Annotated in this window: 11 protein-coding genes; 5 read left to right on the top strand and 6 right to left on the bottom strand. The window is 47.4% G+C overall.

Annotation, left to right across the window (positions count from 1 at the left end; genetic code table 11):
* Positions 1-83 precede the first annotated feature (83 nt).
* The 3 genes from ACO6UY_RS07795 (at position 84) to ACO6UY_RS07785 (ending at position 12,204) form a co-directional block, all read left to right on the top strand.
* Positions 84-866, top strand: coding sequence for a hypothetical protein (locus ACO6UY_RS07795; RefSeq protein WP_422447015.1), 783 nt, complete (start codon positions 84-86; stop codon positions 864-866).
* Between the two features lie 598 nt (positions 867-1,464).
* Positions 1,465-11,787 (top strand): calcium-binding protein, encoded by a 10,323-nt coding sequence (locus ACO6UY_RS07790; RefSeq protein ID WP_422489543.1) that lies wholly within the window; start codon positions 1,465-1,467, stop codon positions 11,785-11,787.
* A 294-nt stretch (positions 11,788-12,081) separates the two neighbouring features.
* On the top strand, positions 12,082-12,204 hold the full coding sequence (locus ACO6UY_RS07785; RefSeq protein WP_422447021.1) for a hypothetical protein: 123 nt from the start codon (positions 12,082-12,084) through the stop codon (positions 12,202-12,204).
* Between the two features lie 240 nt (positions 12,205-12,444).
* On the opposite strand, the gene ACO6UY_RS07780 is transcribed toward ACO6UY_RS07785, so the two are convergent.
* The 6 genes from ACO6UY_RS07780 to ACO6UY_RS07755 form a co-directional block, all read right to left on the bottom strand.
* The gene (locus ACO6UY_RS07780; protein WP_422444843.1) at positions 12,445-15,411 is read right to left on the bottom strand and encodes a Tn3 family transposase; all 2,967 of its coding nucleotides are present in this window, start codon (positions 15,409-15,411) and stop codon (positions 12,445-12,447) included.
* A 49-nt stretch (positions 15,412-15,460) separates the two neighbouring features.
* Positions 15,461-16,048, bottom strand: coding sequence for a recombinase family protein (locus ACO6UY_RS07775; RefSeq protein WP_422489541.1), 588 nt, complete (start codon positions 16,046-16,048; stop codon positions 15,461-15,463).
* Positions 16,049-16,350: 302 nt separating this feature from the next.
* Entirely contained in the window at positions 16,351-16,590 is a 240-nt protein-coding gene (locus ACO6UY_RS07770) for a transposase (RefSeq protein WP_422489576.1), read from the bottom strand.
* Positions 16,587-17,432 carry a pseudouridine-5'-phosphate glycosidase gene (locus ACO6UY_RS07765; RefSeq protein WP_422489539.1) on the bottom strand — a complete coding sequence of 282 codons (846 nt, stop codon included), beginning with the start codon at positions 17,430-17,432 and terminating at the stop codon, positions 16,587-16,589. Before ACO6UY_RS07765 ends, ACO6UY_RS07770 begins: the two co-directional genes overlap by 4 nt.
* 110 nt (positions 17,433-17,542) lie before the next feature.
* On the bottom strand, positions 17,543-17,665 hold the full coding sequence (locus ACO6UY_RS07760) for a hypothetical protein (protein ID WP_422489537.1): 123 nt from the start codon (positions 17,663-17,665) through the stop codon (positions 17,543-17,545).
* A 145-nt stretch (positions 17,666-17,810) separates the two neighbouring features.
* Positions 17,811-20,888 (bottom strand): thioesterase domain-containing protein, encoded by a 3,078-nt coding sequence (locus ACO6UY_RS07755; RefSeq protein ID WP_422489574.1) that lies wholly within the window; start codon positions 20,886-20,888, stop codon positions 17,811-17,813.
* A 52-nt stretch (positions 20,889-20,940) separates the two neighbouring features.
* On the opposite strand from ACO6UY_RS07755, the gene ACO6UY_RS07750 reads away from it, so the two are divergent.
* A complete protein-coding gene (locus tag ACO6UY_RS07750; RefSeq protein WP_163372995.1) occupies positions 20,941-21,243 on the top strand; it encodes a transposase in 303 nt (100 codons plus the stop codon).
* 11 nt (positions 21,244-21,254) lie between these two features.
* A partial coding sequence (locus ACO6UY_RS07745; RefSeq protein ID WP_422461421.1) for an IS3 family transposase occupies positions 21,255-21,709 on the top strand: 455 nt, incomplete at its 3' end.

The following is a 21,709-nucleotide window of genomic DNA, read 5'->3' as shown; positions in this document are numbered from 1 at the left end:
AGACAAACAATTGAACAAAAAAAACGATATGGATTCCTACGGTGGATTGTGGGAGCGAGTAAATTTTAAGCAGGAGAGTACTCGTGAACAATAAGAGTATTTTGCAAAGGTACTATCAAATCATATCATTTACATTGGTAATGATAGCTCTATTTATGTTTTTTAAAGGAGTCTCATTACTTTCAGTAAGTATGTCTGTTTACATTGCTTTGTGCTGTGCTTTGTGCATATATATTGCGCATTTAAGAAATACAGGGGTTTTAAATTATAAAGAGCGTTGGCTACTCGCCTGCTTATTAGGTGTTCCAATACTATATTTCTTATCAATTATGTTTCTTCGTACTTTTTTCTACGAGGCATATGGAACGTATATTTCACTATTTTCAACTGCTGAAAAAATTGTTGCAGAGGTTATTCCTGCAATGGGAAAAACTGAAAGAGATCTTGTGAAGCTAGGGTTGTACGAACGTGTTTCAGAAGTACGCCATAACTTTTTCTTTGTAGCGGGCTGGAGTTGCTTAACGGCTTATCTCATATTTTCTCACTCTATAAGTATGTCTGATTTAGAAAAACAAAATGTATTGAACTTTGGCTTCTCTGAAACAAAAATAATTGGCCCTATGAAAGCTGTTATCTTCATATTGTGTATTCTCATGTTGTCTTTATTTAATATCAGCTTAGTCAGATCAGAATCATGTTCTGTAAGATGTGGAGGTGCTGAGGACGATGATATCCCTTTTCTAGTTCTAAATGGTATGGCCTTTTTTGTTTCTTATATTGTAAGCACTCTTTTATTTAAAAATAAGGTGCTCTCTGAGTACTCTAATCAAGCGATAAAACAAAAAGGAGAAGCCTCTAATGAGTGATATGATTATAGATTCATCACTAGAGTATGATAAAAATGCTGCTGATAAAAATCAGCAACTTAGAGATGTGCTTAACAATCATCTTTCAGCAGCAGCCAGTGGTATAGAAACTGCCATTGAAACGATGCAATCAGACCTTAATAAAAATAATTATATTAGGAGTGAAGATCTAAAAAAATACACCAAGACAATAGAGCCCTTGTTAGGAGATCTTAAAAAGTCTCTTGTTATTTTTCACAGTGCCGCACCTGTGAAATTTGCGTCAAATACCATTAATGCAGTTACTATTGTAAATGAGCTATCTGATGCCATTAGTAAAGGGGAGAGTACTTCGGAGTTATGGATATCACTTGGTAAGATCGCAACTACATCCCTTGCTGCATCTGTTGCTGTTGGCATTGCTGGAACATTTATTAGTGGCGTTGCAGCGCCAGCTATTGGAGTGGCTGTGTTATTAGGTGCTGCAGCGACAGCAGGAACGTACCTCTCTAGTTATCTCTATGATGAATTTTTTAGCTTAATAGAGAGCGACAGAAAAGTGATTATTAGTCCATCACCCATTATCGAAAATACTTCCATTGAGCCTGAAACAGTCCACTTGTTTTCTGATCAACAAGGTGGTTTTGTAAGTGTAGACTCAACAACTTTCGAGATCAAAATTCAAAGCTACGAAGATTACCTGAAGGACAATCTCAAGCCCATTCTCAGCATCCCTGAGATTAAATATATTGATAATAATGGCCAACGATTTGCTGTTATTGAGGGCCGCAATGATGGAATTGTTCTAAAGAATAACCTTCATCGTATTGCTTCAGAGAGCTTTGTTTCTTCTGATGTATTCCTTGGTATTGGTGAAAAAATCAATCTGGGTGAAAAAGGTATTTATGTCATAAAAAGTGGGGATACACTGACATCTATAGCTCATGGTAATGGGTTCAAGGTAAAAGAGCTGGTTCTTCTGAACCGCTGGTTGGCAGATAAAAGTGACCGTTTTACGTTTCACAATGGACGCTTTCTGATTCCTGAAGGCGAAGCTATCCAGAATGATACCACCATTCATCACACTATCACCGGAGACTCCGGTGATAACTACCTGGCAGATTTTGATGGTGGTAATGACACTCTGGATGGGCAATCCGGCAACGACATTATGGAGGGCGGTCAGGGCAATGACACATACATTGTTGATAGTGCTTCCGATCAGGTAATTGAACAAGCTGATGAAGGTATTGATACGGTCACATCTTCGGTCGTGTTTACACTGTCCGATCATCTTGAAAACCTTGAGCTGACCGGTGAAGCAGAGCTGGTTGGTATTGGTAATGAACTTGATAATGAAATTACCGGCAACAATGCCCGCAATACACTGAACGGCCAGGATGGCGATGATAAGCTGCTCGGTAAAGGCGGTAATGATGATCTGCTGGGTGGTGAGGGTAACGATCATCTGGATGGTGGTGATGGTGAAGATACTCTGGTCGGTAATGCTGGCAATGATGCCCTTTTGGGAGGGGCTGGCGATGATACCCTGATTGGCGCAGAAGACGATGATTCGTTGCTCGGTGGCGAAGGTGCAGACAACCTTTATGGCGGGGATGGGCGAGATATTTATCATGCAGATGATGAGGATACGATCCTCGATTCTGATGGTAATGGTGTCGTCTTGTTGCGAGGCAAGGCCCTCTCTGGTGGTTCCCGCAGACAAGATGATCCACCCAATGAATATAAAGGCGGCGGGAATACCTATTTTCTCAGTGGTAAAACCCTGACCATCAATGGCGGCTTGACCATCAATAACTTCACCAATGGCCAGTTAGGTATCCGGCTGGAAACCGAAGATGAAGAGCCGGAAGAGCCACCCGAGCACAATCCAAATGCAACAACGGTTAGAAGTTTTGATCCGCTTTCTTTCGATTTGGATGGCAGTGGTGATATTTCAACCAGTAACGTTGAATCGAGCACGGCCTTCTTTGATCTTGATGAAGATGGTATTGCCGAGAAAGTTGGATGGATTAATGCTGACGATGGCCTGCTGGTTAATGATCTGAACGACAATGGTTCGATTGATGATATTTCTGAGTTGTTTGGTAACGCTCAGATCAATGGCTTCAAGGCGTTAAAGCGGGCTGGTGACAGCAATGATGATGGCGTGATTGACAGTAATGATGAGATTTTTTCCCGCCTGAAAGTCTGGAAGGATACTAATCAGGATGGTTTGAGCCAGGAGGATGAGCTTCATACTCTCGAATCTCTGGGAATTGAGTCCATCAATCTGGAACACGAAGAAGTCAACAAGGACAGTAACGGTAACCGTATCCTGGCGGAAGGTTCTGCGATTATCAACGGAGACGAGGCTTATGCCGCTGCATTTGACCTTCAGCTTGATAACCGTGTGACGAAAGATCCTGGCACTCATACTTTGGATCGCAGCGTTCTGGAAGATTTGCTGGAACAGAATATTGATTTACCGCTGCTCCGCGGATTTGGTTCCGTGCAGGATTTGCAATCCGTATACGCCAAAAATGATACCACACTGGAACTTGTACAATCGTTGGCAGCAGCTGATGCGGCAACCGTTTATGCGAAGTTTGACAAGGTGCTTGCGGACTGGTCGGGTTTAACCGCACTCAGGGAAAAGGCTGGGTTGAGTACTAATCGACCATTGTCTACTACTGAAAAGCTCTGGATTATGGAGAGCTTTTCTGGCATTGAAGAATTTAAAGGAACTATTGAGTTCCAGTTTGCGCAAGGTCGAAACCCTACCGTTAGACGTTTAAATTCTGGCTATCTTGATGGCCGTTTTGAGGCATTAAAGCACCATTATGCGGAACGGTTTCTGGTGCAATCGGTCATGAGCGATGCATTTAAAGGCACATTCTATTCAGTCACTAATAACCGGGTGGAAATCGCTGACAAGGAAATGCTTGAGGCATCGCTGGTTGAATACGCCAAAACTCTGAGTACGACAGATGATGCTGTTGCTTTTGCTCACATTTATAGCACCTTCCGTCATCATTTGGGTGTTAATGAGCAGGCAATGGCTGCGCAGTTGTCAGAGGTGCCAGGTGCTGCAATTTTCCATGATTTGCTAACGGGCGAAATCCAGGATGTCAGCTTCTGGAAGAAAAACCATATTGGCTCCAATGGCAACAGCTACCTGATCGGTTCTGCTGGCAACGATCGTCTGAATGGCGGCGATGGCAATGATGTGTTGGATGGCAACGGCGGTACAGATACTCTGACCGGTGGTAGTGGCAATGACGTGTACCTGTATGGCACCGGCGATGGCAATGTGACCATCAATAACTACGATACCCATACAAACCGTCGTGATGTGCTGCGCTTTAAAGAAGGTATAAAGCCCGAGTCTATTCGTGCCACTCGTTTCAATGAAAATCTTATCCTGACATTTAAAGACTCCGGGCAGCAGATCACCGTTAATCATTATTTTAATGGTGATGCTACTGGTGGTTATGCACTGGACATGATTGAGTTTGCCGGTGGTGAACAGTGGTCAGTTGATAATGTGAAGGCGTTGGTTCAAGATGGTTCGGAAGGCACTGATTATCTTTACGGTTATGCTGTGGACGATCATCTTGAGGGGCTTGCCGGTGATGATCATATCTTTGGCTACGGCGGTAATGACCAGCTTAATGGTGGGCAGGGTCATGACAGGCTTGAAGGTGGGACTGGTGATGATACCTATGTGATTGCCAAAGGTGATGGGCATGACAGGATCACTGAGCATTCGAGTGGCAGTGATACGGATCGCATTCAACTGGGTGAAGGGATTTCACCGGAGAGTGTGGTGGCTCGGCGGCAGAATACAGATCTTTTATTACACATTGGAGATGACCAGTCGGTTCGTGTTCGCAATTATTTTCTTCTTGATGCAGCAACCAATTACGCGGTTGACACGATTAACTTCGCTGATGGGACACAGTGGGATGTTGAAACCGTCAAAGCCAAAGTGCTTCTGGCTACAGACAGAAAGGACATGCTCTGGGGGTATGCTTCCGATGACCATCTGAACGGCCTCAAAGGCAATGATGTTATTTATGCTGGGGCTGGTTCTGACACCATTGTGGCTGGTGAAGATGATGACACGATACACGGTGGCTCAGGTAATGATACTTATGTGATTGCCAAAGGTGATGGGCATGACACGATCATTGAGTCTTCAAGTGGCGGTGATACCGATCGCATTCAGTTGGGTGAAGGGATTACCTCTGAAAATGTGGTGGCTCGGCGGCAGGATGCAGACCTTCTATTGCTCATTGGAGATGACCAGTCGGTTCGTGTTCGTAACTATTTTAACAGTGATGGGAGCACCAATTACGCGGTTGACACGGTTGTTTTTTCTGATGTCACACAATGGGATGTTGAAACCGTCAAAGCCAAAGTGCTGCTGGCTACAGACGGTAATGACACGCTCTGGGGGTATGCATCGGATGACCATCTGAACGGCCTCAAAGGCAATGATGTTATTTATGCTGAGGCTGGCTCTGACACCATTGTGGCTGGTGAAGATGATGACACGATACACGGTGGCTCGGGCAATGATACTTATGTGATTGCCAAAGGTGATGGGCACGACACGATCATTGAGTCTTCAAGTGGCAGTGATACCGATCGCATTCAGTTGGGTGAAGGGATTACCTCTGAAAGTGTGGTGGCTCGGCGGCAGGATGCAGACCTTCTATTGCTCATTGGAGATGACCAGTCGGTTCGCGTTCGCAGTTATTTTAACAGTGATGGGAGCACCAATTACGCGGTTGACACGATTGAGTTTGTTGATGGTACACAGTGGGATGTTGAAACCGTCAAAGCCAAAGTGCTGCTGCCCACAGACGGTAGTGACAAACTCTGGGGGTATGCAACAGATGACCACCTCAGCGGCCTTAAGGGTAATGATGTGATTTATGCCGGGGCTGGCTCTGACACCATTGTGGCTGGTGAGGGCGATGACACCATAGATGGTGGTTCTGGTAATGATACCTATGTGATTGCCAGAGGTGATGGGCACGACACGATTACTGAATATTGGCGTGGCAGCGATACGGATCGCATTCAACTGGGTGAAGAAATTTCACCGGAGAATGTTGTGGCTCGGCGGCTGGATGCAGACCTTCTCTTATATATTGGAGGTGATCAGTCGGTTCGTGTTCGCAACTACTTCAACAGTGATGCAGCAACCAATTACGCGGTTGATACGATTGATTTCGCTGATGGTACACAGTGGGATATTGAGACCGTCAAAGCCAAAGTAATGCAGGCCACAGATGGTAATGACAAGCTCTGGGGGTATGCATCGGATGATCATATCAGCGGCCTCAAGGGGGATGATGTCATTTATGGCGGGGCTGGCTCTGACACCATTGTGGCTGGTGAAGGCGACGACACGATAAATGGTGGCTCTGGCAATGATACCTATGTGATTGCCAAGGGTGATGGACATGACACGATCACCGAATCTTCAAGTGGCAGTGGTGCGGATCGCATTCAACTGGGTGAAGGAATTTCACCGGAGGGAGTGATAGCCCGCCGACAGAGCTCTGACTTGTTACTGCTCATTAATGAGACCCAAACGGTTCGTATTAACAACTACTTTCATCGTGATGCAGCAACTAATTACGCGGTTGATAAGATTGAGTTTGCTGATGGTACACAGTGGGATGTTCAAACTGTGAAAGCCAAAGTGCTTCTGGGCACAGACGGTAATGACAAACTCTTGGGCTATGCATCGAATGACCGCCTTGAAGGCAGAGAGGGCGATGACTCCCTCCATGGCCGAGCTGGTAATGATTATCTTGATGGCGGCAACAATGATGATCGTCTCTATGGTGATGCCGGCAATGACCAGCTTTACGGCGGTGAAGGGGACGACTACCTCGATGGTGGCCAGAATGATGACCAGTTAACTGGTGGTACAGGTAATGACCGACTCCATGGTGGTTATGGAAATGACTCGCTGGCCGGTGGCAAGGGAGATGACAACCTGAGTGGCGGTCATGGGGCTGATGATTACCACTTTGCCCAGGGCGATGGAAAGGATGAGATTTGGGACAACTATGAGGAGCAGACGCGTATATTACTGACAGGTCTTGATCTGGATCAGATCACTTTCCGCCGGGTGGATGATGACCTGACTTTGACCTTCCGTGACAGTGCAGAAGATAAAATAACGCTCAAGTATTTCTTTGTTAACGACCTGCCATCGAGTGACCTGACTCTGATTGGCCCTGATGAAGATACTCGGGTTCTGGATAAAACAGCGATTAACTTAAAAACACTGGAAGGCACCGGCCTTGATGATGTGATTGAGGGCAATAATCTGGTGAATCAGGTGGCTGCTCTCGATGGTAATGACCATGTGCTGGGTTATGGTGGAGATGACGTTATCAGTGGTGGTGAAGGTCAGGATCGTCTTCAGGGCGGTTTTGGTAATGACATACTTGTCGGTGATGGTGGTGACGATTCCCTTGAAGGCGAAGCCGGTGCTGATCAACTAACCGGTGGCTTGGGTAATGACACCCTGACCGGCGGTGAAGGTGCTGACACTTATCATTTTGCTGCGGGAGACGGGCAGGATGTGATTCATAATTACGATAGTGACGGCGCAGATACCATTCAGTTTGCGGAGAGTGTTTCACCGGATAGTGTTGCGGTATCAAGGGCTGGTGATGATCTGTTGCTCAGTTACGGCGAGCGTGATCAGGTGACTGTTTCCCGGTTCTTCCAGGATGAAGGGCATTCCAGATACGCTCTGGATACGGTGACGTTTGCTGATGGCACCGTCTGGAACAAAGAGTTCCTGCTGGATAAAGCACTGCTTGGCGATGGTGGCGATAACCTGCTTCGAGGTTATAAGACAGACGATGCGCTTTCCGGTGACGCGGGTAACGATACTCTGGTCGGTAATGCGGGTGATGATAGCCTGCGTGGTGGTACTGGCAACGACCAGCTGGAAGGGGGCGTTGGCGATGACACCTACCATTTTGCAGCCGGTGATGGCAATGATGTTATTGAAGATAGTGCTGGCATTGATACCCTGATCTTTGAAGACCTGAACGACGATGATGTGTTACTTCGTCGACAGGGCGATGATCTGGTCATTAGCCGTCATGCAGACAGTAATGACAGTGTTCGTATCCTCAATCACTTTACCGACCAGGCGGGTGTTGTCAGCCTTGGTGCCATTAATGTCATTACATTTGCCAATGGCACCCGCTGGAATACAGACGACATTCTGGTTCAGTCGGTCAAAGGCACTGAAGCTGATGATCAGATTCTTGCCCATGCTGAGAATGATGCGATCACCTCGTTGAGTGGAGATGATGTGGTTCATGGTCAGGGAGGCCATGATCAGATCGACGGCGGTGACGGAGCAGATACGCTTTACGGTGAAAGCGGCCGGGATGTTCTGTTGGGTGGTCAGGGCGATGACCGTCTTGAAGGTGGAGGTGACGATGACCGCCTGGAAGGTGGTGAAGGTGTCGATACCCTGTTCGGCCAGGACGGTAATGATCATCTTCTCGGTGGTGATCAGAATGACGACCTCAGCGGTGGCGACGGCGATGACCAGCTCTTTGGTGACGGTGGCAATGACACGCTGAACGGTGACTGGGGTGATGACACCCTATGTGGCGGCACTGGCGATGATGTGCTCACCGACCACACCGGTAATAACACCCTGCGTGGTGGTGAAGGTAACGACAAATTATCTGGCCGTGGTGATCTGTTTGGTAACGATGGTGACGACACCCTGGAAGGCAGTGGTCTTTTAGTGGGTGGCGACGGTCAGGATGTGCTGACTGGCCAGAGTGGCAGTACCCTGAAGGGGGATGCAGGTAACGATACCCTGATTGTGGACAGCCAGCCCTGGGAAAGAGGTGTTCTGAGTACCCTGGAAGGTGGCGCAGGTGATGACACTATTTATGGTGGTTTCACCGATGACCTGTACTTGTTTAATTTGGGTGACGGTGCTGACCGGATGATTGAACGGCGCCTGGGCGAAGCTTATAGCAATTATGACGCCTCTTTTGATGTGCTTCGTTTTGGTGAAGGCATTGCCGCCATTGATCTTTCCTATGCCCGTCGAGGGGATCATATGGTCATCAGCCACAGTAACGGCAGTGACCAGATCACCATTGAGAATTGGTTCCGGGAGCCTACCGAGCACTTCAAAATCAATAGTTTTGAGTTTGCCGATGGCACCATCTTATCCGATGCCGACCTTGAAGAGCAGGTAGTAACTTATGGAACTGACGGTAGCGATCAGACCATGATTGGCTACCGTGATCATCATGATGAAATCCATGCCGGTGCCGGAGACGATAAAGTCTGGGGACGTGCCGGTAATGATGTGATTCATGGCGATGCCGGTGATGATTACCTGGACGGTGAAAGCGGTGATGATCGTTTATTCGGTGGTGATGGTAATGACCAGCTTCGTGGAGAGGGCGGCAACGACACCTTGATAGGCGGCGCGGGTCGGGACACTTACGTCTGGGCTGTGGGTGATGGCGCGGATGTTATTGATAACCGTGGCGGACAAGGACTGTTGTTGCTTCAGGGTGGTGCAACCCCGGAGTCTTTGGACTTCAGCCGTGATGGGGATGACCTGCTGATTGCCATGAAAGATCAGACAGGTCAGTCCATCCGCATAAAGAACCACTTCCTTGGCGGTGACTGGGCACTGGATGGTGTACAGCCAGATGGTGGCTTTATGATCACCACCAACAAGATCAATCAGCTGGTTGCCGGGGGCAGTGATCCGGACTTTGCTTCAGTGGTGAAAGGCACTAACGACGGTGATCGTCTGGTTGGTAGTGCAAACAATGATAAGGTTCTGGGTGAAGGTGGTGATGACACCCTGTTCGGAATGTCCGGCAATGACCGGCTGGAAGGTAGTGATGGAAACGATCGCCTGATGGGTGGTAATGGTTCTGGTCAGGGGTCTGGTGATGATGTCCTTGCCGGCGGTGCTGGAAATGACGTTCTAAACGGCGAAGATGGCAACGACACCCTGAATGGTGGTGTCGGTGATGACCACTACTATTATCAGGCCGGAGACGGTGTAGATACCATTGATGCCACGGGTGGCGGTACCGACTGGGTGCTTTTCAATGGCGGTATCAGCCGTGACCGGATCAGCTTCCATAAGGATGGCAATGATCTGGTCATGCTTCTGGATAATGATCTGAAGCAACAGCTGCGGGTGAAAGATCACTTCCTTGGTGGTGAGAAAGCCATCAGCTATGTGCAACCTTCTGACGGTGGCTATGCTATCCCGGCCTCAAGCTTTGCATCGTTACTAACGGCTCTCCCGGGCGGTGGTGATGGCAGCGGAGGTGAGACTGGCAACGGTAATGGTGATGAATCGGGAGATAACTCTGGTGGCAGTTCCGGTGGGGGTAACCAGGGTGGAGAGACCGGTGAGCCAACCGAGCCAGGACTGGGCGGTGACGATGTCATCACAGGGACCGCTGCCAATGAAGTGCTGCTGGGCGGTGCCGGTAATGACACATTGATTGGCGGAGCTGGCAACGATCATCTGATTGGCGGTCAGGGAGATGATATCTATCACTTCTCCAGTGGACAGGATGTGGTGGATAACACGGGTGGTGGTACCGACAAAGTGCACTTTGTAAATGGTATCACCTTTAACCAGGTAGCCTCTGGCCTCTCCAAAATGGGCGATGACCTGATTCTCAAGGTGAATGGTGGCCCGGATCAGATCACCCTCAAGAAATTCTTCCTGGGCGGTGAACATCTGATCGACAGCTTCACGTTTGCTACTGGTGGTCAGATCACGGCAGCCCGGATTTTTGCTGCCTTTGGTCTGGCCATTCCAACCCCTTCTGAAAACAGTCTTAATGAGGTTGATGGCACAGCCGGTGATGACGCATCGTTAGCGGGTACAACCAACGTTGATCACATCCGTGGATTTAATGGCGATGATCAGCTATCCGGGGATGGCGGTGATGATCTTCTGGAGGGCGGAAATGGTCACGATACCCTGAATGGACAGGCTGGAAATGACACTCTGAAAGGTGGACGTGGTAACGATACCTATGTGTTTACTGCCGGAGATGGTCAGGACGTTATCAACAATGCTGGCGGTGGTAATGATACGCTGTTGTTTGAAGGTATCAGCTTTAACCAGGTAGCCTCAGGCCTCAGCCGTTTTGGTAGTGACCTGATTCTCAATATTCAGGGTGGGACTGATACGGTTACGCTGAAAGACTGGTTCCTGGGTGGTGATAACGTAGTGGATACCATTCGGTTTGCCAGTGGCGGTCAGATTACCGCAGATCAGATATTCGGTGCTTTTGGTGGCACTAACCCTGATACCAATGGTTCACCGGACTACCAGAACGTTCCGGACGAACGGGGTTATGCCACGATTCTGAACGGCCAGGCTGGTGATCAGATCATTCTTGGCTCTTCCGATGCTGAAATGCTGGATGGTGGAGCCGGCGATGATCATCTTCATGGCAACGTTGGCAATGACTATCTGATGGGGGGTGATGGAAATGATACCTACCATTTCACAACAGGTGGTGGTGCTGACACGATCAATAACCTGTCCAATTCAGCAGTGGATCAGGATGTACTGCAGCTGTTGGGCATTGAAGAAGAAAACCTCTGGTTTACCCGCTCCGGTGACCATCTGCTGATTGATGTTATCGGTTCTGATGATCAGATTACGGTACAGGACTGGTACAGCAATGATGCCCAAAAGTTGGATAAAATCCGCACGGGCGATGCTGTGTTGCTGGCCAACAAGGTGGAGAACTTGGTCAATGCCATGGCTGGGTTTGATGCACCGCCAGCTGGTGAAGCTCAGCTGCCACAGAACGTTCGCGATCAGGTTACTCCGGTGATTGCTGCCAGTTGGCAGACGACCGTGAGTTAAGGTTTACACCTTATATTCACGATGAAATGAAGGCAGCACTGGGTAACTGGTGCTGCCTTTTTGGTTTTGGGGTACGAGCAGGTTACAGCGGGTTAAACTTGCTGTTACAAATTTTTTCTGAATGGACACATTGCAGCACGGTGTGCCATCAGCAGTAGGGGGGGGCACTTTTGAACAGCAGGCCGATCCATTTTGGACAGTGCCACTAGTCTATTCTTCCAGAATACTCGTAAAGACCGTCTGATCCGGCATATTCCGTAAAGCCACATCGTTTGCACCCGCCTCAAGAATGATATGAGCGAGCTTATGCGCCAGGTGCATATTCAGACGATCAAAGTTAATGATGACAACGGAGCAGCGCCACAGGCCAGTAAAAATACTCAGCCTGATTCAACTCCGGTAATACCAGGTGATTGAATAGCCCCGCAGAACTGTCTTTTCGAGAAGCAGCCCAACACTCGGGAGCCCCTGCATACAACATCAGGAGCCGAGTATCAGGAATCACCAAGTTTCGGAAATGAGCAGGAATCGATTTTTTATCCATTGATATCATCTGGCTCATTCAACGTCAGTTCAGCCAATGAACGTACCTGGGTAAAACTGTCCATCCACTCATCAAGGTACGTGGCCCGTAACCGTGACAAATCTTCATAAAAATCACGTAACCATCTTGTTTTTATTAGGAAAAATATCAAATTCTAACGGTCGTACCTTTTTCTTCAGGTCCAGCCGGTAATCCCCCAGAAGATTAATATGATGGTCACGGTACGGTGAGAGGTGGCTCAGCATTTCATCCGTGATTTCATGCCCTTCTTTTCGTAACTCAGTCAATGTGCGACTCAGAGTTTCGACTGTGTGAAGTATGACCATATTGGCAGTCAGGTGATTGTACTTGATAATTTTGTCCTGCTGGCTCCGGTCATTCTCCCTTATGACGCCTTTGTTGCCAAAGAACAGCAAGGCAGAGAAGTCATTGAACTTTTCGCTTTTGTTGGTTGCGGCGTTAATCATTCTCCGCATTCCCGTGTCCTGAATGTATTCCAGAAGGAAAAGTGTTCTTACTGCCCGACCCAGTTCTCTGAACCCATAATACACAGAGTTTTTTCGGCTTTTGCTGTTGAGCCGCTTGATGATGGTCGATGCTGAGATCTTCCCGGCTTTGATGGACATGGCAATTCGCAGCATATCCTCCCAGCAAGCCTCGATCCGTTCCCATTTCAGAGTTTCCCGGAACAAAGGACCAATATTATCAATCTTTAGCCCAGTTTCAGGGCGATAAAATATCAGCCTTTTTATGTTTTTGATGCGAGGCATCAGCTTTATACCCAGCAGATGTGCCAAACCAAATACTGCAAGGCTTTGCCCATGGGTATCGGCATGTAATGTGTCTGGTTGTATATCTGACTGGTTCTCCAAAAGGGCATCCAGTATATAAATCGCTTCATAGACTCCACAGGGGATGAAACGGCTAAACAGAGCTATGTAGGTATCAGAGACATGGTAATAGCCGATGCCGCCGTATCCCCCATAGCGAACATGGTATTCTGATAGCAGATTATTTTCATAAAGATCCCACTTTGTACCATCCGCTGAGGCACTCTTTCCTGTTCCCCAGTAACCGGGTAAAGAAAATTTGTTGTAGGCATTAATCACCTCTTTAATACATTGGCTCAGGCCTTCTTCTGAGCTGTATTTCAGGTTCATGCGGGCAATCTGTTTGCGGCTGACTCCTTTGACGGATCGTGATAATTGGGCCGATCCCAGGTTGCAGCCATAGCAGAGTAGAGCCAGTACAAAGCGTTCCTCAAGGTTGTCGATGCGGCTTTGCTGCCCTGATAGCGGTCGCCAGTGCCTACTTAAATTGAGCCACAGCTTTGTTTCGGTCAGTAAATCAAGAATATTGATTGACGGTGTTCGTTCTTGAATCAGAGTCTCAAGAACTTCCAGTTCAGCGGGTTTCTCTTCGGCACGAATAGGAGAGATGACCAGTTCGCCATCCTTTATCTTTGCCTGAGTATTACTTGGAAAAGCCATATCCGTCTTTTGACATACAGCTTTCAGGCGCTGCCTCAAATCCTGACAGAAGGCAACTTTATCAGCAGGGAAACCGACCATATCGCAGTAGTCAGCCTCGCCGTCCCGATACTCCTCATCGCTGATTAGCTGCAGACGCCGGTCACTGAATTCGGTACTGTTTTCAATAAAGAGATCAGCACATTGCAGTCCCTCAGCAACCAGAGTCAGAAGGCATAACTCAAGATAAAGCCGATGAACCTTTACGATTTGTTTTGTCTTTTTATCAGTGCCGGTCACCAGCTTCCACCACTTTCTGGCTGGTATCCAGTCCCAACTGATTTGAGTATCACTCACATCCAGCCAGGTTTTGCGTGACTTCTGGTGCTTTTTGATAAAATGCCATGCCTGTATCAGCCGATAGTCATTACAGGCCGTCCTCAAAGTGAATAACGACATTGCGGTAAGCAGACTGGACCGATGGTATCTGTAGGAAGGAATGGTGAAAGGCAGGTAATTGCCATCAGAGTATTCCAGCAGTTCATTGCAAGCTTTGATGACTTCCTGAGGTTTGTTTTTCAGGGCCTGGCCAATGGATTCAAGAGTAGGGTCTGAGCTTGTGCTTTCCTGCTGGTAAGCCTGACTGACCGACTTTAGCTGGGCAATGAGTTTTTCCTGTTGCTTCGTCTTGCCTTTCTGCCACTCCTGCAGTTTGGTCTGTGCCCTGTTATGAATACTCCGAAGCAATTTCAAAAAAATACTGGCAATGTCGTCGAGTACCTGAGCGTGTCGATAGCGCAATAACAAAGCAAGAAGTAGAGCCTGTTTCTCCGATTTTATACTTTCCATTTCGGATCGATCCTGGGCACACGCTTCAAGTTCCAGTGCCCGGCATTTTTCAGGTGTCATTTCCGGCAGGTTCGGAAGATTTTTACGAATATTTTGGTACCATTGCAACTGGTTGAGGTGCACGGAAGCATTGTTGCGACTCACTTTTTTGTTGATGGGCTTCAGTCGATCCCATGGTTCCTGCTCCAACAATTCGGATAGCTGCTTTTTACTTTCCGTTGAAAGCTTCTGCCAATAGCTTGAGTAAAGGTTACTGTTGAACTCGTGTCGGGCACTGACTGCCATTTTGTTTAAGGTTGAAAACCCTGGGAGTTCACATCGGTCTTTTAACAGAAGCTCAATGACTTCATTAATCATATCCTGTTGATAGTGGCGCGTTTCAGCCGATACTGCCATAGCTTGTTCTGCCAGATCTGTATCAAATGGCCTTACGCCCAAATGCTGCCTTATCTGCTCGATGTAAAACGACCGACGAGAGCTGTGGGCGTCGCGTCGGACGGATTCAACGGTAGATCGATGCCGCAATTTCTTACCGTAATATTGTATAAAACCGGCAGGTATATCTTTGAAGGCAACGTGATAGCCCAGGTGCTGGAACATTTTAAGATGGATCAACAATACATGTCGGTGCAGAGGCTTGGTAACGACCTGCTTAACCCATTTCAGTTCGTCCGGAGCGGGTTCCCAAATAGATCCCTCCAAGTCTTTGAAGGTCGTTCTCGAACGCAACCGGGGATAGGCGGTTTCATGAACTGCAACCATTGATACTTCGTCTTATTATTAATGCTCGGACTGAACATGTTCCCTTCAGTCAGTCAACTTTTCCAGCCATGGGGACTCCCCTGTAGCGCAGGTAGGAGTAAAGTGTTGACTTGCAAATGCCCAGATGGGAAGCAATTTCATCAACGGTTAATTGACCTTCTTTATATAAGGTCTCAGCAGCGCAGGCGATTTTCTGTGCCCGCTCGGGTAGCCCCTTAGGCCGCCCCCCTCTGCGACCGCGCAGCCTTGCAGACTCCAGGCCTATGCGGGTACGCTCCCTGATGATCTCTCGTTCAAATTCAGCCAGTGCCGCAAAGAGATTAAAGCTTAACCTTCCCTGTGGCGTTGAAGTATCCACGGGGTCATTGAGGCTAATCAGGCCGATTTTTTGCTCAATCAATTCGCTGGCCAGAGATACAAGATGTTGAAGTGATCGTCCCAAGCGATCCAGTTTGCAAATGACCAGCATGTCACCAGGTCGGATTGCTTTCATAAGATCTTCAAGACCAGGTCTGTCTGATTTTGCTCCACTGGCCACATCCTGAAAAATTTTCTGGCAACCAGCTTTTCTCAGCGCATCAATTTGTGAGTTCAGATTCTGATCTGAAGTACTAACACGAGCGTACCCAATTTTCATGTTTTCGGTCAAAGTCGTCTGCTGTTCTCAACACTACAGAAGAAAAGTAGACGATAAAAAGTTAGACGGCAAAAATGCACGATTTGGCGGGAGGTACAGAGGTTGGTCGAACCTCCGTACCGCAGTCTGAAAAAACGACCGTTTTTTCAAACGCAACGAAATAGCCTACACGTTATGCTGGATATCGTGGATCACCTAATCACAACTTTTATACCTTTTTCTTCTTTAATAAAACAGATACTTCAGGGGGTAAAAGCGGCTCTTCGCTGTTTCATATGGATTTCAGCACATCAGCTACAGGGCTAGCGATCATGTAGATCCATCATCAAAAAGGTTCCTGTGTTGCGGTAACCTCTTGCCCTGCTTCTGGCCGCCTGAAAAAGACTGTTTAGGCCTTCCATTCGGGCATTTGTGTAGGTTGACGTCCAGCGTTTTAATATCCTGTCAGCATGGCTCTCTACTGTTGATATCGCCTTTCGCACTGGTTCCAGAACCTGACAGTTGCCCAGCTCTGATTTTGCATACTTGAGAAAGTGTGTCAGCCTCCAACGTGCTGCCCTTTATCGCGGAGATAATGACTGTGTGCAACGGCAAGCTCTCCCGCCACTCGAGCAGTATTAATCAGAACCGCCTTGTTTGCTTCCGCTGAACGGCCCGCAGTAGCTTTCTCGATAGCCTTCATAATGAATTTCGTCACTGCGTTTCCGGTCACCCCTTCTGTCTCCGCTTGTTCAACAGCTTGTTTTACTACAAGCTGGATATCCTTACTGTCAATAGCATCCTCTTCACGGGTTGGCGTCGTAATCAACATACCAGCGGCACCGGGAATAGACCAGTTGATTTCAATCGCTCTGGCAATCTCATCAGCATGATCCATTCTCATCGGGCTCTTATATCCACTGGTCTGGCAGTAAAATGCCGGAAAGTCGTTAGACTGGTAAGAAACCACAGGTACGCACTGGGTCTCGAGGTACTCTAGTGTTAGACCAATATCGAGAATATTCTTTGCTCCGGCACAAACTACAGCAACTTTAGAGCGCGTGAATTGGATCAGATCAGAAGAAATGTCCATAGATGTTTCCGCCCCTCGGTGAACCCCGCCAATCCCAGCTGAACTGAAGAAAGGAATGCTAGCGAGTTCGGCTATCACCAGAGATGATGCAACAGTCATCGCCCCCATCTTTCCTGAAGCTAAAATAAATGGCAAATCTCTGCTTGAGACTTTCGGAATATTTGGAGTTGATGCAAAGCGCTCAATTTGCTCGCGATTCATGCCCACCAATACCACACCATTGTCGATACCGATTGTGGCAGGTATGGCACCGCTTTCACGAACGGCAGCTTCAACTTTCAATGCAGTGGTAACATTATCTGGATAATCCAATCCGTGAGTCCCACTTTCACCACCAAAATAACGTAATCATTTGATTTTGAAGCATATATTCTATTCGAATATATGGTTGGCACGATATTTAATCGTTTAAAATCAAAATGTTACCAAGGGGTGGTGAAGGTCGGGTGAGTAATTACGTTCGATTCAAGGGCAACCACTGCGTGACCAGCTTCAAGTGCCGCTTTCACTTCCGGGTGAAACTCAAGTGTTATCATTTGTTCCATAATACTTCTATCCTTATTTTTCATTTTAAAGGAAGAAATCTCAGAGGCTTGACCCTGAGTACTATCCAGAAAACCAGGGTTGCCCGAGGGGCAATCAAACTGGCTTAAGTTCGTTCGCTATTCGACCCAGTAGTCGGTGCAGGGATTATTTTAATATGTTTAGTTTTTGCTTCAATTCCTGCACACCGGTGGCTTTCAAAACTTGGTAGTGGTCAGCATTTAGCTCAAGGTATTTCGGTGCTTCTTTGCTAAAGGCCGGTGTATTTTCAAGGAATGAATAATGGTCATTCTGTGCTTTAATAATTGTGATCGGCGCATTCAGGCATCGGTTTTCCAACTCTTCGAATTGATAACTAAAGCCATAGGTCATAGTGACAATGCGGATAATACGCTTGACCAAGTCAGGTTGCAGTAGCGGAAATCGCTGGCAGATAAATGCAACAAACTCATGTTCCGTGCGGCACAGCTCAATACAGCGTTCCATCAGCCTGCCTGCGACTTTGTGGGCAAAAACAGAAAATAAAATGGCCAGAAAAACCGGGTTCTTGAAGCTGGCCTCATGCTTGAATGCCTGCTCTCTTTCCATCTGGGTGATTGGTGCACCTGGTGCAAGCAGGTAGAGTGCCTCAACAGTCTCACCCGTGGCTTCTAGCTGAGCAGCCACTTCAAAAGCAACCCGTGCGCCGAAGGAATATCCCCATAGTGTGTATGGTCCTTCAGGTTGAACCGCTTTGATTTGCTCAATGTCTTCTTTGGCCATGTCACGAATGGACGCTAGTGGTAATTCATCTGCATTAATCCCCTGTGCTTGAATCCCATAGAAAGCACGTTCGGGGAGCAATTCGTTGGCGATCAGCTTCAGGTTCAGAGGATAACCTCCTAGGCCTGGCCAGCAAAATATTGGTTTCTCAGAACTCTGATTTAGATGGATCACTCTCAAGCATGGGCTTTGCTCCGTTACATTGTTGTCAATCCATTGAGCCAGACCAGTCACGTTTGGCTCCTGAAATAAGACCTGAAGTGGCATTTTGATACCAAACGTACCATTGATGCGGTTGATCAGAGCAACAGCTGTCAGGGAGTTCCCGCCAGCTCTAAAGAAGTTATCAGTGGCGGAAACGTGCTCCCACTTCATGACGCGGCACCAAATGTCACCGACCTTTTTCTCCGTCTCCGTTGTCAACGGGATCAGTGCTTGATCAGCATTTACCTGATTGATTTCATCAAGCTGGTTTAGAGCAATATGGTCGACCTTTCCGTTATTCGTCTGTGGTAGTTTATTCAATACAAGAACTTTGTTCGGAATCATGTAATGTGGCAACAGCAAGGCCAATTCATCTTTGAGTATCTCTGTCGGACCCTGCATATGAACACGATCTTCATTCATGCCTTCACTCATGTGTTGTGCTTCGCTGATCGGCCCACCAACACCAAAGTAAAAACTGTCCATCGGGCGACCATGTTCTGCCAGAATTGCTCTCATTTTCACGGCTGCGGGAAGGTCATGATTGGTTTTTGAACTGTATCCGGAAGACATGATTCCAATCAGAGAGGCGTTACTTTGTAGGCGGTGAAGTGCACGACCCAAATGAATATAGTGACTATCTGAATCTTCACCATGACATACGAGTCCGACACCAAAACTCGAGCGTTCAAATACTTTCTGGTTGATAGCAATCACATCACGCTTTTGCAGCATCTGATTGGTTAGCCAATGCAAATCACCATTTTGGTATTGATAAAGGCCGGGTGAAAGCCCTTCAACTTTGTCCCCGTGTACTTGCACAAGATACTGTGGGCTGGCTGCTTGATGAGTCAACAGGTATGCCTCAAACCGGTAGTTGCCGAGGTAAAAATCCTCACTTTTGCCGTCATACCACTCTGGCAAAGTATCACGTGCAACGGTCTGATCTTGAAGTAAAGATAGGCCATGTTTGGGTAGCAACTCATCGAACACACCCAACATATGCCCCGTTTCCATTTCCAGTACTTCAAGGATATTGTTTTTATACACAGGCTCAATAGCGCCACACTTTCCAATGAAATGTACATTCAAGGTTGGGGTATGATGTGCCAGTAGCGCATGAACTTTGACCAGGCAATGTTCTGCGGGGTGATAGTAGTAAATTCCTGGCTTCATCCCCAAGACGCCATTGATTTCAAAATACATTTGCGTGGCGTATAAGGCCCCTGGTGATGCATAGGCATATTTTGGGAGCAGACGCTCTTCACTTATGAACTGACCAAAGTTTCTTAGCAGACCACCAAAATCCGTCATCGAAAGAGCATCAACACAGCCTGTAAATTTGGCTGGAAGCGGTTGACGTTCCAACATGTTCAGCAACATCGCTTTGGACACAGGAACCTGACCTTCAAAGAAACGGTAAGTTTTTCGGCCGAAGGCATTTACTCGCTGCATTGTCGTCGCCGTTTTCCCTGGCAAGGGCTGGATGTCGTCTACGTCGCAGAGAGTCAAGTCACGGCAACCGGAATTCGATAATTGTGCCTTTACCTGAAACTTGTTCGATTTTGATTGATGATGACTGTCATGATTGCCCTGATCCATTAGTGCCGCTTGCCTTTCATCGAGCTCCACACAGGCAATTAAGTTCTGGTGACCAGTTCGCGGATCACTTTTAACCACCATAGCTGCCATTTTGACCCACTGATGATTTTCAATCGCCAGACGTATCTCATCGAGTTCAACCCGATAACCGCGTAGCTTGATCTGGCTATCCACTCTACCTACAAAATGTGTATTCCCCTGAATATCCTGTTTCACTAGGTCCCCGGTTTTATACATAATTTCATGTCCGGGCAGGTATGGACTTGGGTTAGTGATAAACCTCTCATCTGTCATTTTTGGTCGGTTATAGTAGCCTTTTGCAACCTGAACACCAGAAATGTGTAGTTCACCAATTTCACCAACCTCCGCAGGTTGACCGTCTTCCGTTAGTACGTGGTACAAGCTGTTTGCGACAGGTTTACCAATTGAAATCGCGTCCGGATATTCGTCCAGTGACGCATGAGATAATGTGAAAGTAGAAGAGTTGATCGTACACTCAGTCGGACCATACAGGTTCGTCAACTCAGTGTGTGGTAGACACTGGAAAAATTCTTTAGCAAGATTGCGTGTCAGTGTCTCGCCACCACTGAACACTTGTTTCAAGCCAAGGCAGTCCGTAAACAGTGGATGCTCTACTAATGCTTGAAGTGGTTTAATGACTTAGGACACCTCGTTAAGCACAATAGTACCATTGATGACGAGGTAGAAAGTGACAAAGCAGCGTAAGAATTATTCTCCGGAATTTAAGCGTAAAGCCATTGCTATGGTAGTTGAACAGGGGCAGGCTGCTACAGAAGTGGCCAGAAGTCTTGGTATCCATGATGGTAACCTAAGACGCTGGGTACGTGAGCAGAATGAAAAAAAGGAAATGTCTTTTCCTGGCAAAGGGCAGCAAGCTCTGACGCCTGATCAACAGCGAATAAAAGAGCTGGAAGCTGAAAATCGCCAGTTGAAAATGGAGCAGGAAATCCTAAAAAAGGCGACGGCCTTCTTCGCGAAAGAACTGTTGTAAGGTTTGCATTCATACAACAGGAGAAGGTGGTCTATCCGGTGCAGGTACTCTGCAAAGTGATGCAAGTGGGGCGCAGTGGCTTTTACCGCTGGCAGAAACAACAGACTCAGCAGGAGAACTCCAGGGCTGAACAGTTCCGCCTGGAGGCTGATGCGCAGCAGATTTTTGTCGACTCTGATCGCTCATATGGCAGCCGAAGAATGGCAAAAGCACTGCGAAGCAAGGGTTACAGCATAGGTCGCCATCAGGCAACAACACTGATGAAACGGTTGGGGCTGGTCGTGAAGTATGCGAAAAAATTCAAGGTGACGACGAATAGCAGGCACAAGTTTCCAGTTGCAGAAAATCTCCTGAACAGGGAGTTTGCAGTCACGAAGGCGAATAAGGTCTATACGACAGATATTACTTATTTATGGACTCGCGAGGGATGGTTGTATCTGGCAGTGGTTATGGACCTCTATTCAAG

It is taken from the genome of Endozoicomonas sp. ALE010 (assembly GCF_049310165.1).
Taxonomy (GTDB): domain Bacteria; phylum Pseudomonadota; class Gammaproteobacteria; order Pseudomonadales; family Endozoicomonadaceae; genus Endozoicomonas.
Note: the sequence above shows the minus strand (reverse complement) of the source record. Positions and strands in the feature narration are given on the sequence as shown.

Coding starts and splice junctions, on each gene's coding strand:
- ACO6UY_RS07775 (WP_422489541.1), bottom strand. CDS start 16,048: ATGAAAATTGGGTACGCTCGTGTTAGTACTTCAGATCAGAATCTGAAC.
- ACO6UY_RS07780 (WP_422444843.1), bottom strand. CDS start 15,411: ATGGTTGCAGTTCATGAAACCGCCTATCCCCGGTTGCGTTCGAGAACG.
- ACO6UY_RS07760 (WP_422489537.1), bottom strand. CDS start 17,665: ATGGAACAAATGATAACACTTGAGTTTCACCCGGAAGTGAAAGCGGCA.
- ACO6UY_RS07785 (WP_422447021.1), top strand. CDS start 12,082: ATGAGCGAGCTTATGCGCCAGGTGCATATTCAGACGATCAAAGTTAAT.